Raw genomic sequence first — 15,420 nt, 5'->3', positions numbered from 1 at the left:
AGAGTAGTTTTACCGTGGTCAACGTGGCCGATTGTACCTACGTTAACGTGCGGTTTGGAACGTTCAAATTTTTCTTTAGCCATGACTTTTCCTTAACTTAAGTTAAAAGTCCGGTCCCTTAAAGAACCGGACCAGACTCTACTTAATCTTTAGTTTGACGAGCAGAAATAACTTGCTCAGCAATGTTGTTTGGTGCTTCAGCGTACTTCAAGAATTCCATTGCATAAGATGCACGGCCCTGAGTCTGCGAACGCAGGTCAGTAGCGTAACCGAACATTTCTGATAATGGAACTTGTGCACGTACCTCTTTCAGTCCACCAGGGCCATCTTCCATACCCTCGATGATACCGCGACGACGGTTCAAGTCACCAACCACGTCACCCATGAAGTCTTCAGGGGTAACTACTTCAACTTTCATCATTGGTTCAAGAAGCGCTGGGCGAGCTTGTTGGGCACCTTTCTTAAATGCCATGCTACCTGCGATCTTAAATGCCATTTCTGATGAGTCGACATCGTGGTATGAACCATCGTACAAGGTCGCTTTCACGCCAAGTACTGGGTAACCAGCAATTACACCATTCTGCATTTGCTCTTGGATACCTTTATCTACCGCAGGGATGTATTCCTTCGGTACTACACCACCAACGATTTCGTTCACGAACTGATAGTTCGGCGCGTCATCATCGTTTGCGTCAAATTCCATTGGCTCAATTTTCAACCAAACGTGACCAAACTGACCGCGACCACCTGATTGACGTACGAACTTACCTTCAACTTCCACTGCTTGGCGGATAGTTTCACGGTACGCAACCTGTGGTTTACCAACGTTACATTCAACTTTGAATTCACGCTTCATACGGTCAACGATGATGTCTAAGTGAAGCTCGCCCATACCAGAAATAATGGTTTGGCCTGATTCTTCATCAGTTTTAACGCGGAACGATGGATCTTCTGCAGCCAATTTACCTAAAGCAATACCCATTTTTTCTTGGTCAGCTTTAGTTTTTGGCTCTACAGCAACAGAGATTACTGGCTCTGGGAATTCCATACGCTCTAGCGTGATGATGTTGTTCGGGTCACACAAGGTGTCACCGGTAGTTACATCTTTCAAACCGATAGCTGCTGCAATGTCGCCCGCCAAGATTTCTTTGATTTCTTTACGGTCGTTTGCGTGCATCTGTACCATACGGCCGATACGCTCGCGCTTGCTCTTCACTGGGTTATACACGGTGTCGCCCTGAGACAGAACGCCCGAGTAAACGCGCAAGAAGGTTAAAGTACCTACGAACGGGTCAGTTGCAATCTTAAACGCCAATGCTGAGAACGGCTCGTCATCAGATGACTTACGCACGCCTTCAGATTCGTCGTCAAGAATACCGCGGATAGCCTTAACTTCAGTTGGTGAAGGTAAGTATTCGATAACCGCGTCAAGCATTGCTTGAACACCTTTGTTCTTAAATGCAGAACCACATAGGCACAAAATGATTTCGTTGTTCAGAGTACGTGAACGCAAACCAGCTTTGATTTCAGCTTCAGTCAAGTCACCTTCTTCAAGGTACTTGTTCATCAACTCTTCGTTAGCTTCAGCGGCTGCTTCAACAAGCTCTGCGTGATACGCATCTGCTTCTTCACGTAGTTCTGCTGGAATCTCTTCGTAGCTGAAAGTCATACCCTGGTCTTCTTCATTCCAGTTGATAGCTTTCATTTTGATCAAATCAATAACGCCTTTGAAGTGGTCTTCCGCGCCAATCGGTAAATGGATTGGTACAGGAACCGCTGCTAAACGGGTTTTGATTTGGCCTACTACGCGCAAGAAATCTGCACCAGCACGGTCCATTTTGTTTACGAATACCATACGTGGTACTTCGTATTTGTCCGCCTGACGCCAAACTGTTTCAGTTTGCGGCTGTACACCAGAAGATGCACACAACACCACTACAGCGCCATCAAGTACACGCAGTGAACGTTCAACTTCGATAGTGAAGTCAACGTGTCCTGGAGTATCGATAACGTTGATACGGTGTTCAGGGAACTGCTGGTCCATACCTTTCCAGAAAGCAGTTACAGCAGCAGAGGTAATAGTAATACCACGCTCTTGTTCTTGCTCCATCCAGTCGGTAGTCGCTGCACCGTCATGTACCTCACCTAATTTGTGAGACAAACCGGTGTAGAACAACACACGTTCAGTGGTGGTTGTTTTACCTGCGTCTACGTGAGCACAGATACCGATATTACGGTAGCGCTCAATCGATGTTTGTCGAGCCATAAATTCCTCTTTGGGTTAACTGTGAATTTACCAGCGATAGTGTGCGAACGCTTTGTTCGCTTCGGCCATACGGTGGACGTCTTCACGCTTCTTCACAGCAGAGCCTTTATTTTCTGATGCATCTAGCATTTCACCTGCCAGACGCTGAGCCATGGATTTTTCACCCCGAGTACGCGCAGCATCAACTAACCAGCGCATAGCCAGTGCATTGCGGCGAACAGGACGTACTTCTACTGGTACTTGGTAGGTTGAACCACCAACACGACGAGATTTAACCTCGACAGTAGGACGAACGTTGTCCAGCGCAGTTTCAAAAATTTCAAGGTGGTCTTTACCCGACTTCTCAGTCAGGATGTCTAACGCACCGTAAATAATGTTTTCAGCGACAGATTTTTTGCCGTCAACCATGACGACATTTATGAACTTAGCCAACAACTCTGATCCGAACTTAGGATCTGGTAAAATTTTACGTTGACCTATGACGCGTCTTCTTGGCATCTCAATATTCTCCGATTAATTCAGGTTATTACCCAAAACTTTCTAATGAACAGTTTGGCCTTACTAACGGAGAACCGTTAAGATTTTGGCCGTTTTGCGCCGTACTTTGAACGAGCTTGGCGGCGATCATTTACGCCTGCACAGTCTAAAGCACCACGAACTGTATGATAACGAACACCTGGCAAGTCTTTTACACGGCCGCCGCGAATCAATACGACAGAGTGCTCTTGCAGGTTGTGACCTTCACCACCGATGTACGAAGAAACTTCGAAACCGTTAGTCAAACGTACACGGCATACTTTACGCAGTGCAGAGTTTGGCTTCTTTGGGGTGGTTGTATAAACACGGGTACATACACCGCGTTTTTGTGGGCAAGCCTCAAGTGCCGGTACGTTGCTTTTCACAACCGGCTTTTGACGACCTTTGCGCACCAGCTGGTTAACTGTTGCCATTCATTACTCCTGACTTATGTTGATGTCGCTCAACAGAATGAAAAATCCAAATTTCCCCTTATTTTTAGCCTGCTAAAAGCAAACCACGGGCTTAACGCCCAAATATGGGGAGGCCGAATTTTAATGGTCAATAATTGGACTGTCAAGGAAAAGCGACGGAAATAAAAAGGCCAGTCGATGATTCGACCGGCCTTTTTCCATACTTTGAGTGCTGCTAAGCGACTGCTTATTCAGACTTATCGCCGTTATCCGCTGCATCATTTCCTGCATTTAAAGCGTCAGCAAGTTGCTGCTCTGCTTCTTCTGCAGTCAAACGCGGTGCTTCGATACTGCCAGCCAATGCTTCGGCACGCTTGCGCGCACGTTCACGATGGTAAGCAAAACCGGTACCGGCAGGAATCAAACGACCCACGATAACGTTCTCTTTCAAGCCACGTAGTGGATCTTGCTTGCCTTGTACAGCTGCTTCGGTCAATACACGTGTCGTTTCTTGGAACGACGCGGCAGAGATGAACGATTCAGTCGACAATGAAGCTTTGGTGATACCTAGCAATTGACGCTCATAGCTTGATGGTACTTTGCCTTCTGCTTCCGCTTTCACGTTCGCAGCAAGTACTTCTGAAAGCTCCATCATTTCGCCTTCAAGCAGCTCAGTTTCGCCTGGGTTCAAGATAATCGCCTTACGCAGCATCTGACGCACGATGGTCTCGATGTGCTTATCGTTAATCTTAACGCCCTGTAAGCGGTAAACTTCCTGCACTTCGTTCACGATATAGTTCGCTAATGCGCTTACGCCACGTAGACGCAAGATATCATGCGGTGCTTCAGGACCATCGGCAATAACTTCACCTTTAGTCACTTGTTCACCTTCGAAGATGTTCAGCTGACGATACTTCGGAATCATCTCTTCGTAATGATCGCCACCCTCTGGACGGGTGATGATCAAGCGGCGTTTACCTTTGGTTTCTTTACCAAAGCTAACAGTACCTGAGACTTCTGCCAAAATAGCTGGCTCTTTCGGACGACGTGCTTCGAACAAGTCGGCAACGCGCGGCAAACCACCGGTAATATCGCGAGTTTTTGAACCTTCTTGCGGAATACGTGCAACCGTATCACCAACTTTCACTTCAGCATTGTCTTCAAGGTTAATGATCGCGTTACCTGGCAAGAAGTACTGCGCTGGCATATCCGTACCAACGATGTTCACGTCTTTACCTTTCGCGTCGACCAATTTAACCATTGGACGCATGTCTTTACCGGCGCTGGTACGTTGACCTGTTTCAAGCACAACGATGCTTGAGAGGCCTGTCAGTTCGTCGGTTTGACGGGTCATGGTTACGCCGTCGATTAAATCGACAAACTTCAGACGACCTGCTACCTCGGTGATAATTGGGTGCGTGTGCGGATCCCAGTTAGCAACGATTTCGCCAGAGTCGACCGTGTCACCTTCATTTTTCTTGAGGATGGCACCGTAAGGTACTTTGTAGCGCTCGCGCTCACGACCGAACTCATCAATTAGCGTCAATTCTGTAGAACGCGAGGTGATAACCAAATGGCTGTCACTGTTTTCTACATACTTGGCGTTATGAAGCTTCAACGTACCGTTGTTTTTAACTTGAATGTTGTTCGCAGCAGAGTCACGCGATGCAGCACCACCAATGTGGAAGGTACGCATGGTTAACTGTGTACCTGGCTCACCGATTGACTGAGCAGCAATAACACCCACTGCTTCACCTTGGTTAACCAAGTGACCACGAGCAAGGTCACGACCGTAACAGTTCGCACAAACACCGAAGTCAGTGTCACAGGTAATAACCGAGCGAACTTTAACTTGGTCAACAGAGTTTTGTTCCAACACGTCACACATCTTTTCGTCTAACAATGTGTTACGCGGAATCAGAACTTCTTTCTCGCTGCCAGGCATCATTACGTCGTCACAAACTACACGACCCAATACACGTTCACGCAATGGTTCTACAACGTCACCACCTTCAATCAACGGTTTGATGAACAAACCATCTTCGGTGCCACAGTCGTCTTCAACAATTACAACGTCTTGTGCAACGTCAACCAAACGGCGTGTCAGGTAACCTGAGTTCGCTGTCTTCAATGCGGTATCGGCCAAACCTTTACGCGCACCGTGAGTTGAGATGAAGTATTGAAGTACGTTCAAACCTTCACGGAAGTTTGCGGTGATTGGCGTTTCGATGATGGAGCCATCTGGCTTCGCCATCAGACCACGCATACCGGCCAACTGACGAATCTGCGCTGGGCTACCACGAGCACCAGAGTCAGCCATCATATAGACCGAGTTGAACGAGTCTTGCTGTTCTTCTTCGCCTTTCGCGTTGATAACGGTTTCTTTCGACAAGTTGTCCATCATTGCCTTAGAAACTTTCTCGTTCGCGGTCGACCAAATATCGATAACTTTGTTGTACTTCTCACCCGCGGTTACCAAGCCCTGCTCGAATTGTTCCTGAATTTCAGCAACTTCTTCTTCTGCAGCGTCGATAATGTCTTTCTTCGCGGCTGGGATAACCATGTCATCAATACCAACAGACGCACCCGCGATCATCGCGTAATGGAAGCCGGTATACATGATTTGGTCAGCAAAGATAACCGTAGGTTTCAAACCTAAGTCGCGATAAGAACGGTTTAACAAACGGCCGATCTGCTTCTTGCCCATTGACTGGTTGATCATGTCAAACGGCATACCTAAAGGCAGAATCAAAGACAAAATTGCACGACCCACAGTGGTGTCATAAAGTTTTGTCGTTGTCGTTGTTACGCCTTCTTCATCAGTAAGCGTTTCAGTGATACGTACTTTTACGCGTGCATGCAATTCGGCACATTGGGTACGGTAAGCTTTTTCAGCTTCCTTCGCGTTTTTAAACGCCATACCTTCGCCTTTCGCATTGATTTTTTCACGTGTCATGTAGTACAGACCCAATACAACGTCCTGTGAAGGTACGATAATTGGATCACCACTTGCTGGTGACAAAATGTTGTTGGTTGACATCATCAACGCGCGCGCTTCAAGCTGCGCTTCTAGCGTTAATGGTAAGTGAACCGCCATTTGGTCACCATCGAAGTCAGCGTTATAGGCCGCACACACAAGTGGGTGCAACTGAATTGCTTTACCTTCGATAAGTACTGGTTCGAACGCCTGGATACCCAAACGGTGCAACGTTGGTGCACGGTTTAGCATAACCGGGTGTTCTTTGATTACTTCGTCAAGCACGTCCCAAACTTCTGGAATTTCGCGCTCTACCATTTTCTTAGCAGCTTTAATGGTGGTCGCTAAACCACGGCCTTCAAGCTTGCCATAAATAAATGGTTTGAAGAGTTCCAGTGCCATTTTCTTCGGCAAACCACACTGGTGTAAACGCAGCTTAGGACCAACAGTAATTACTGAACGGCCTGAGTAATCAACACGTTTACCCAACAGGTTTTGACGGAAACGACCCTGTTTACCTTTAATCATGTCTGCCAAAGATTTCAGCGGACGCTTGTTGGTGCCGGTAATAGCGCGGCCACGACGGCCGTTATCCAACAACGCATCAACTGCTTCTTGCAGCATACGTTTTTCGTTACGCACAATGATGTCCGGCGCCGCAAGGTCAAGTAGACGCTTAAGACGGTTGTTCCGGTTAATCACACGGCGATACAAGTCGTTCAAATCAGAGGTTGCGAAGCGGCCACCATCCAACGGTACCAAAGGACGTAAGTCCGGTGGCAATACTGGTAGCACTTTCAAGATCATCCACTCTGGCTTGTTGCCTGAGTTATGGAATGATTCAAGCAGCTTCAAACGCTTGCTGATTTTCTTACGCTTGGTTTCAGAATTCGTTTCTGGAAGCTCTTCACGAAGCTGTTTGATATCGCCTTCAATATCAATGTGTTGAAGCAGTGACAATACAGCTTCAGCACCCATCTTCGCTTCAAACTCGTCACCATGAGCTTCGAGCGCATCCAAGTATTCTTCTTCAGTAAGAATTTGGCCGCGTTCAAGATCAGTCATACCCGCTTCGGTTACTACGTATGATTCGAAATACAATACGCGCTCGATATCACGTAACGTCATATCAAGCATCAAGCCGATGCGGCTTGGCAATGATTTCAAGAACCAGATGTGAGCAACTGGGCTGGCCAGCTCAATGTGACCCATACGTTCACGACGTACTTTGGTCAGTGTAACTTCAACGCCACACTTCTCACAGATCACACCGCGGTGCTTCAAGCGCTTGTATTTACCACACAAGCACTCGTAGTCTTTTACCGGGCCGAAAATGCGCGCACAAAACAACCCGTCACGCTCTGGTTTGAACGTACGGTAGTTGATTGTTTCTGGCTTTTTCACTTCACCGAAAGACCAGCTGCGGATCATGTCCGGCGACGCGAGTCCGATGCGAATTGCATCGAACTCTTCAGTCTGGTTAGTCGGTTTTAAAAACTTTAATAAGTCTTTCACGATTTATCTCCTGGCAAATAGCGTCCGGTGGTGTCTCAGTCTTGGTCCAACTCGATGTTGATACCAAGCGAGCGGATTTCCTTCAGAAGTACGTTGAAGGACTCCGGCATACCTGCTTCCATGCGCAGATCGTTGTCGACAATGTTTTTGTACATCTTCGTACGACCGTTTACGTCGTCCGACTTCACTGTCAACATTTCCTGCAAGGTGTAAGCAGCACCGTAAGCTTCCAATGCCCACACTTCCATCTCACCGAAGCGCTGTCCACCGAACTGTGCTTTACCACCCAGCGGCTGCTGAGTAACCAAGCTGTACGAACCGGTAGAACGCGCATGCATTTTATCGTCAACCAAGTGGTTAAGTTTCAGCATGTACATGTAACCAACAGTTACATCACGCTCAAAACGTTCACCGGTACGGCCGTCGTACAAGGTAATCTGACCAGATTCAGGCAGATCAGCCAGTTTCAGTAGGTCTTTAATTTCACTTTCGATTGCACCATCGAATACTGGTGTAGCTGTCGGTAAACCTTTCTTCAGGTTTTCCGCAAGGCGCAACACTTCGTCATCGCTGAATTCGTTAATATCAACAGTTTGACGGGTTTCACCCAGAGCATAGACCTTCTGCAAGAATTCACGCATTTCAGCAACTTTCGCATGGCGCTTCATCATGTTTTCGATTTTGGTACCAATACCACGCGCAGCCATACCTAAGTGAGTTTCTAGGATCTGACCAATGTTCATCCGCGATGGTACACCCAGTGGGTTCAATACGATATCCACTGGCGTGCCGTGTTCGTCGTGCGGCATGTCTTCAACCGGTTGAATGGTTGAGATAACACCTTTGTTACCGTGACGACCAGCAAGTTTATCACCTGGTTGAATACGGCGACGTACGGCTAAGTACACTTTCACAATCTTAAGTACGCCAGGCGCTAAATCATCGCCTTGCTCAATCTTGCGACGCTTGTTTTCAAACTTATTGTCGAAGTCAGTGCGAATTTCTTCATACTGATGCGCAATTTGTTCAAGCTGCTGTTGGGCACTTTCTTTCTTCAGGTTTTGCGTCAACCACTTGCTTTGCTCAAGGCCTGCAAGTTTCGATTCATCAAAACCATTTGCCAACAACAGGCTGCGCGCCCGCTCAAAGATGCCTTTTTCAAGGATCTTAAACTCATCTGTTAAGTCTTTCTTAACTTGTTTGAGCTGCATCTCTTCGATTGACTTCGCGCGATGGTCTTTCTCAACACCGTCACGCGTAAACACCTGAACGTCAATTACAGTACCGGTGACACCGTTAGGTACACGCAATGAACTGTCTTTCACGTCAGACGCTTTCTCACCGAAGATGGCACGCAGAAGTTTCTCTTCTGGCGTTAACTGGGTCTCACCTTTTGGCGTTACTTTACCAACCAAGATGTCACCGCCTGAAACTTCGGCACCAACGTAAACAATACCTGCTTCGTCGAGCTTGTTCAGAGCAGATTCACCCACGTTAGGAATGTCAGAAGTCACTTCTTCTGCACCTAGCTTGGTGTCACGTGCCACACAGTTCAATTCTTGAATATGAATTGTGGTTAAACGGTCTTCTTGAACGACACGTTCTGAAATCAGAATCGAGTCCTCGAAGTTGTAACCGTTCCATGGCATGAACGCCACACGTAAGTTTTGACCCAATGCCAATTCACCCATGTCAGTTGACGGACCGTCAGCCAACACATCGCCACGCATTACCGGCTCACCAACATTTACTGTAGGTGTCTGGTTAATACAGGTGTTCTGGTTAGAACGGGTGTATTTAACAAGGTTATAAATGTCGATACCGGCTTCGCCAGGCAACATTTCTTCTTCGTTCACTTTTACAACGATACGGCTGGCGTCAACTTTCTCAACAACACCACCACGTTTCGCAACAACAGTAACACCTGAGTCGACTGCTACAGTGCGTTCAATACCAGTACCTACTAACGGCTTGTCAGCGCGCAGTGTTGGTACGGCTTGACGTTGCATGTTCGAGCCCATCAATGCACGGTTTGCGTCATCGTGTTCAAGGAACGGAATCAAGCTTGCTGCAATTGAAACGATCTGCTGCGGAGCAACGTCCATGTACTGAACTTGCTCTTTAGACATTAGGGTGAATTCGTTTTTATGACGACATGGAACCAAGTCTTCAATCAATTCACCTTTATCGTTCAAGGCAACGTTTGCCTGTGCAATCACGAAGTTTCCTTCTTCGATTGCTGACAAATAATCTACTTCATCGGTAACCACACCGTTGTCGATACGACGGTACGGCGTTTCTAAGAAACCATACTCGTTGGTACGCGCGAACGTAGACAATGAGTTGATCAAACCGATGTTTGGACCTTCAGGAGTTTCGATTGGGCACACACGGCCGTAATGCGTTGGATGTACGTCACGCACTTCGAAACCGGCACGCTCACGCGTTAAACCACCTGGACCTAAAGCAGAAATACGACGCTTGTGCGTGACTTCTGACAATGGGTTGTTTTGGTCCATAAACTGAGATAGCTGGCTGGAACCGAAGAACTCTTTCACCGCGGCGCTAATTGGCTTCGCGTTAATTAAGTCTTGCGGCATGGTGCCATCTAAGTCGCCAAGGCTTAAGCGCTCTTTTACTGCGCGCTCTACACGAACCAAACCTACGCGGAATTGGTTCTCGGCCATTTCACCGACTGAACGGATACGACGGTTACCCAAGTGATCGATATCATCCACTTCATCTTGACCGTTACGGATCTCGATGAGCTTCTTCATAACTTCGACGATATCTTCTTTGGTTAATACGCCTGAACCGGTCAGGTCATCACGACCTAAGCGACGGTTGAACTTCATACGACCCACTGATGACAAGTCATAGCGGTCTTCACTGAAGAACAAGTTTTCAAATAAGGTTTCAGCCGCTTCTTTGGTTGGCGGCTCGCCTGGACGCATCATGCGATAAATTTCAACCAGTGCTTCTAAACGATTGCTGGTTGAGTCGATGCGCAAGGTTTCGCTCATGTACGGCCCATGATCAAGGTCATTCACGAACAATGTTTCAAACTTTTTAAAGCCCGCTTCGCGTAATTTCGCCATTAATTCGAGCGTTATTTCAGCGTTCGCTTCTGCAATCACTTCACCGGTTTTCTTGTCGGTGTAGCTCTTCGCCAATACTTTACCAACCAAGTATTCAAGCGGAACTTCCATTTCTGGTTGGTTCAGGCTTGCGATTTGGTTGATATGACGCGCAGTAATACGACGGCCTTTTTCAACGATGATTTCACCATCGTCGTTCTTGATATCAAACTTCGCAGTTTCGCCACGTAAACGTTCTGGCACGAGCTGCATGAAGATCTTCTTCGCACGGAATTGGAAATACGTGGTGTCGAAGAACATATCAAGAATTTCTTCAGTACCATATTCTAAGGCACGAAGAATGATTGACGCCGGAAGTTTACGACGACGGTCAATACGTACGAATACGTTATCTTTCGGGTCGAATTCAAAATCCAACCAAGAACCACGGTAAGGAATAACGCGTGCGTTATACAACACTTTACCTGATGAGTGGGTCTTACCTTTGTCGTGGTCAAAGAATACACCTGGTGAACGGTGCAACTGAGAAACGATAACCCGTTCAGTACCATTGATTACAAAGGTACCGTTTTCGGTCATCAATGGGATTTCACCCATGTAGACTTCTTGCTCTTTGATATCTTTAACGGTACCTGCCGCTGCTTCTTTATCAAAAAGAACCAGGCGCAGTTTAACCCGCAAAGGAGCTGCGTAGGTAATGCCGCGAATTTGACATTCTTTCACGTCAAATACTGGCGTACCAAGGTGATAGCTCACGTACTGCAGTTCCGAATTACCTGAATACGCGGTAATTGGAAATACTGAGCGAAATGCCGCTTCCAGGCCATTATTGCCTTCTGGATCCGGCTCGATGAATTTTTTAAATGAATCTAATTGGATTGACAGCAGGTAAGGCACTTCAAGAACGTGCGGCCGTTTACCAAAATCCTTGCGAATACGTTTTTTCTCAGAGTAGGAGTACGCCATGGGGTTCCTCAGCTAGCTGATTGATGACCCTAACCACCGGAGTAGGAGTCGATGGTTAAAAACAAACTAAATTAAGCTTGTCGTTCCCGTTTTTGTCACCGCGAGCATGCACCCCAATAACGGGCAAAAATGATACATGCTTTACAGCGCAAAAAGGCTGGTGGCTAAATTGCCACCAGCCCTAGGCCTAAAAGGCCAAGTTATGCAAGTTTGTTAACTTACTTAACTTCAACTTCCGCACCAGCTTCAGTTAAATCTTTAGCAAGTGCTTCTGCGTCTTCTTTGCTGATGCCTTCTTTAACAGCAACAGGTGCAGACTCAACCATGTCTTTAGCTTCTTTCAAGCCAAGACCAGTTGCGCTGCGAACTGCTTTGATAGCTGCTACTTTGTTAGCGCCAGCAGATTTCAATACTACATCAAACTCAGTTTTCTCTTCTGCAGCGGCAGCGCCGGCAGCAGCTGGAGCAGCAACAGCAACAGCAGCTGAAGCGTCAACACCGAATTTTTCTTCTGCAGCTTCGATCAATTCAACCAGTTCCATAACTGGCATTTCAGCGATCGCGTTCAAAATATCATCTTTAGTAAGAGCCATAACTCTAAACTCCTGGGTTATAAATTACAAAAAAATTGGTTAAAAAACCGCTTCTATTTAGCGTCTTTAATTGCCGACAACACACGCACAAACTTAGTAGGAACTTCGTTAATAGTACGAACGAACTTACTAACAGGCGCTTTGAAGGTGGCCAGCAATTTCGCCAATGCTTCGTCGCGAGTCGGAAGTGAAGCCACAGCGTCAAGCTTGTCTGCACCCATCAGGCCTGAGCCAATTGATAGAGCAGTAACTTTCAGATGCTTATTCTCTTTGGCAAACTCTTTAAATAAACGCGCAGCAGTACCTGGTGCGTCGATAGAGAAACCGTAGATCAAAGGACCTGTTAACGCTGTTTCCATGTCCTGAAACTTCGTGTCAACGAATGCACGTTTTGCCAGAGTGTTCCGAATTACCTTCAGATACACGCCTTGCTCACGCGCTTGACGACGAAGTTGGGTCATGTCCGCAACTTCCATACCACGATACTCAGCAACAGCGACGGATAGAGCGTTTGAAGCAACATCGTTAACTTCCTTAACGATTGCTTGTTTTGCTGCTAAACCTAGTGCCACTAGTATCACCTCTTTTTTTGGTCCGCCGTTTAAAAAAACTTTGGACCGATCGTTACACATAGGTAGGCCATAATGCACCTACCACGTTGTCACGGTGAATCTCTTACCCAGAGAGTCTGAGTCGGATATCACCATCTGCGCAGGAAATTAAGTGTCGCTGATTATTCCTTCTCAGGAATCAGCCGCGATACACCTGCGGTCTTGGACGGGAGCAAAGCTCCAACCCACAAAACCTTATACAGCAGTCAATGAACCTTGGTCGATGGCAACGCCAGCGCCCATAGTGGTCGAAAGACTTACTTTCTTAATGAATTGGCCTTTTGCAGAAGAAGGTTTAGCTTTCTTCAGAGCAACCAATAATGATTCTAAGTTTTCTTTCAGCTTGTCATTATCGAAGTCAACTTTACCGATAGTTGCATGGATAATACCCGCTTTGTCGTTGCGATAACGAACCTGACCAGATTTTGCGTTTTTAACAGCAGTCGCAACATCAGGGGTTACAGTACCAGTTTTCGGGTTAGGCATCAGGCCACGTGGACCTAAGATTTGACCTAACATACCAACAACGCGCATAGCGTCTGGAGAAGCGATTACAACATCAAAGTTCATCTCGCCTTTCTTAACTTTCTCAGCTAAGTCTTCCATACCTACGATGTCAGCACCGGCTTCTTTCGCTTTTTCAGCGTTAGCGCCACTGGTAAATACTGCAACGCGTACGTCACGACCAGTACCATTAGGTAACACGGTAGCGCCACGAACGTTTTGATCAGATTTACGAGCGTCGATACCCAAGTTTACAGATACATCAACGCTTTCTTTAAATTTTGCAGTTGCTAATTCTTTTAGCAAGTTGATTGCTTCGTTGATTTCATAATCACGAGCTTCAACTTTCTCACGGATAAGACGTGCGCGTTTGCTTAACTTAGCCATCTTACAGACCCTCCACATTCAGGCCCATTGCACGGGCTGAACCGGCAATAGTACGTACCGCTGCGTCAAGGTCAGCCGCAGTTAAGTCTGGCTCTTTAACCTTCGCAATATCTTCCAGCTGAGCACGGGTAACTGTACCCACTTTCTCAGTATTAGGACGGCCTGAACCGCTCTTGATACCGGCTGCTTTCTTCAACAAGAACGCTGCTGGAGGAGTTTTGGTAATAAACGTGAATGAACGATCTTCAAAAACGCTGATTTCAACTGGAACTGGTGCGCCTTTTTCAAGCTGATCAGTTGCTGCGTTGAATGCTTTACAGAATTCCATGATGTTCACACCGTGCTGACCCAATGCTGGACCAACTGGTGGTGACGGATTTGCTGCACCGGCTGCTACTTGCAGCTTGATGATAGCTTTTAACTTCTTAGCCATGTTTAAGCCTCTTGGTTGTGGGTCAAACGCCTCGTAAATCTAAGAGATGACTTACTCTAACGGCTCCCCAATATAAAAAAGGAGGCGAATTATAGTCCTATTCGCCCCTCATTGCAACAAGCGAAGTGCGTTTTTCGTACGCTTCGCTATTCGTTGTTCGTACGTTCGCTTCGCTCTCTATTCGAAGACTTCGCGAACAGTGCGAAGCACGGACGAACAGTGTAACGGACGAATAACGAAAAACGCTTTTGTCTTTATGCTTTCTCGACCTGACCGAATTCTAGCTCGACTGGCGTTGCGCGACCGAAAATAGAAACCGATACCGTTAAACGGCTCTTCTCGTAATCAACGCTTTCAACAGTGCCGTTGAAATCAGCAAACGGACCGTCATTAACACGAACAACTTCGCCTGGCTCGAACAATGTTTTCGGCTTCGGCTTGTCTACAGATTCCTGTAAACGGTTCAAAATGGTGTCAGCTTCTTTTTGGGTGATTGGTGTTGGACGCTCTTGCGTACCACCAATGAAACCTAAAACGCGTGGAATACTTTTAACAAGATGCCATGCATCTTCGTCCATCGCCATTTCGACCAGCACATAACCTGGGAAGAATTTGCGTTCGCTTTTCGCGCGCTTGCCGCCTTTCATTTCAACGACTTCTTCAGTTGGCACTAACACTTCACCGAATTTGTCTTCCATGCCGTGCATTTTGATGTGCTCACGCAGTGAGTCAGCAACACGCTTTTCATATCCAGAAAATGCTTGAACCACGTACCAGCGTTTTTTATCAGTCATAAATTAAAACTCCAGTCCGGTAAAGAAGCCAACGACGCGAACTAAAATCGCATCCATGCCCCACAGAATTAATGAAACAATCGCAGTCGCTATGACAACAATAATTGTTGTTTGCGTCGCTTCTTGACGTGATGGCCAAACCACACGGCGCGTTTCAGTGCGGCTCTCTTTAGCGAAATTACGGAAGCGGCGACCTTTACTTGTAAGGCCAGCAATAACACCTGCAATAACAACTAAAAGTACCACGGCAATAGCGCGGTAAAGCACAGAGATTTGGTCACCATAGTAATAGTTACCCAATACTGCGGCAGCGAGTAATGCAATCGCGACGATCCATTTTAATCCGT

12 protein-coding genes are annotated in these 15,420 nt (G+C 46.8%); all 12 read right to left on the bottom strand.

Annotated features, from left to right (window positions below):
* Positions 1–83: GTP-binding protein (locus ACN0UY_RS11825; RefSeq protein ID WP_002252039.1), on the bottom strand; the 83-nt coding region annotated here is incomplete at its 3' end.
* A 59-nt stretch (positions 84–142) separates the two neighbouring features.
* Positions 143–2,266, bottom strand: a complete 2,124-nt coding sequence (gene fusA / locus ACN0UY_RS11820) for an elongation factor G (RefSeq protein WP_417667344.1) — start codon at positions 2,264–2,266, stop codon at positions 143–145.
* 27 nt (positions 2,267–2,293) lie between these two features.
* Positions 2,294–2,764, bottom strand: coding sequence for a 30S ribosomal protein S7 (rpsG, locus tag ACN0UY_RS11815; protein WP_128352217.1), 471 nt, complete (start codon positions 2,762–2,764; stop codon positions 2,294–2,296).
* Positions 2,765–2,841: 77 nt separating this feature from the next.
* The gene (rpsL, locus tag ACN0UY_RS11810; RefSeq protein ID WP_128352218.1) at positions 2,842–3,216 is read right to left on the bottom strand and encodes a 30S ribosomal protein S12; all 375 of its coding nucleotides are present in this window, start codon (positions 3,214–3,216) and stop codon (positions 2,842–2,844) included.
* 226 nt (positions 3,217–3,442) lie between these two features.
* Positions 3,443–7,687, bottom strand: coding sequence for a DNA-directed RNA polymerase subunit beta' (gene rpoC / locus ACN0UY_RS11805; protein ID WP_417667341.1), 4,245 nt, complete (start codon positions 7,685–7,687; stop codon positions 3,443–3,445).
* 35 nt (positions 7,688–7,722) lie between these two features.
* Positions 7,723–11,751, bottom strand: a complete 4,029-nt coding sequence (rpoB, locus tag ACN0UY_RS11800; RefSeq protein ID WP_417667339.1) for a DNA-directed RNA polymerase subunit beta — start codon at positions 11,749–11,751, stop codon at positions 7,723–7,725.
* Between the two features lie 218 nt (positions 11,752–11,969).
* Positions 11,970–12,344 carry a 50S ribosomal protein L7/L12 gene (gene rplL / locus ACN0UY_RS11795; protein ID WP_128352221.1) on the bottom strand — a complete coding sequence of 125 codons (375 nt, stop codon included), beginning with the start codon at positions 12,342–12,344 and terminating at the stop codon, positions 11,970–11,972.
* 53 nt (positions 12,345–12,397) lie between these two features.
* Positions 12,398–12,916: a 50S ribosomal protein L10 gene (gene rplJ / locus ACN0UY_RS11790; protein WP_128352222.1), complete on the bottom strand. Its 519-nt coding sequence runs from the start codon at positions 12,914–12,916 to the stop codon at positions 12,398–12,400.
* Positions 12,917–13,150: 234 nt separating this feature from the next.
* Positions 13,151–13,846, bottom strand: a complete 696-nt coding sequence (gene rplA, locus ACN0UY_RS11785) for a 50S ribosomal protein L1 (RefSeq protein WP_417667337.1) — start codon at positions 13,844–13,846, stop codon at positions 13,151–13,153.
* A gap of 1 nt (position 13,847) precedes the next feature.
* Positions 13,848–14,279 carry a 50S ribosomal protein L11 gene (rplK, locus tag ACN0UY_RS11780; protein WP_128352224.1) on the bottom strand — a complete coding sequence of 144 codons (432 nt, stop codon included), beginning with the start codon at positions 14,277–14,279 and terminating at the stop codon, positions 13,848–13,850.
* 254 nt (positions 14,280–14,533) lie between these two features.
* A complete protein-coding gene (gene nusG, locus ACN0UY_RS11775) occupies positions 14,534–15,073 on the bottom strand; it encodes a transcription termination/antitermination protein NusG (protein ID WP_128352225.1) in 540 nt (179 codons plus the stop codon).
* 3 nt (positions 15,074–15,076) lie between these two features.
* A partial coding sequence (gene secE, locus ACN0UY_RS11770) for a preprotein translocase subunit SecE (RefSeq protein ID WP_417667335.1) occupies positions 15,077–15,420 on the bottom strand: 344 nt, incomplete at its 5' end.

Origin of the sequence: Pseudidiomarina sp. (assembly GCF_048268165.1) — a bacterium.
Taxonomy (GTDB): Bacteria; Pseudomonadota; Gammaproteobacteria; order Enterobacterales; family Alteromonadaceae; genus Pseudidiomarina.
Note: the sequence above shows the minus strand (reverse complement) of the source record. Positions and strands in the feature narration are given on the sequence as shown.

What these genes read in the sequence shown, in the direction of transcription:
- rplA (WP_417667337.1), bottom strand. Translation starts at nt 13,846, where the DNA reads ATGGCTAAGTTAAGCAAACGCGCACGTCTTATCCGTGAGAAAGTTGAA.
- rplK (WP_128352224.1), bottom strand. Translation starts at nt 14,279, where the DNA reads ATGGCTAAGAAGTTAAAAGCTATCATCAAGCTGCAAGTAGCAGCCGGT.
- rpoB (WP_417667339.1), bottom strand. Translation starts at nt 11,751, where the DNA reads ATGGCGTACTCCTACTCTGAGAAAAAACGTATTCGCAAGGATTTTGGT.
- nusG (WP_128352225.1), bottom strand. Translation starts at nt 15,073, where the DNA reads ATGACTGATAAAAAACGCTGGTACGTGGTTCAAGCATTTTCTGGATAT.
- rpsG (WP_128352217.1), bottom strand. Translation starts at nt 2,764, where the DNA reads ATGCCAAGAAGACGCGTCATAGGTCAACGTAAAATTTTACCAGATCCT.
- rpsL (WP_128352218.1), bottom strand. Translation starts at nt 3,216, where the DNA reads ATGGCAACAGTTAACCAGCTGGTGCGCAAAGGTCGTCAAAAGCCGGTT.
- fusA (WP_417667344.1), bottom strand. Translation starts at nt 2,266, where the DNA reads ATGGCTCGACAAACATCGATTGAGCGCTACCGTAATATCGGTATCTGT.
- rplL (WP_128352221.1), bottom strand. Translation starts at nt 12,344, where the DNA reads ATGGCTCTTACTAAAGATGATATTTTGAACGCGATCGCTGAAATGCCA.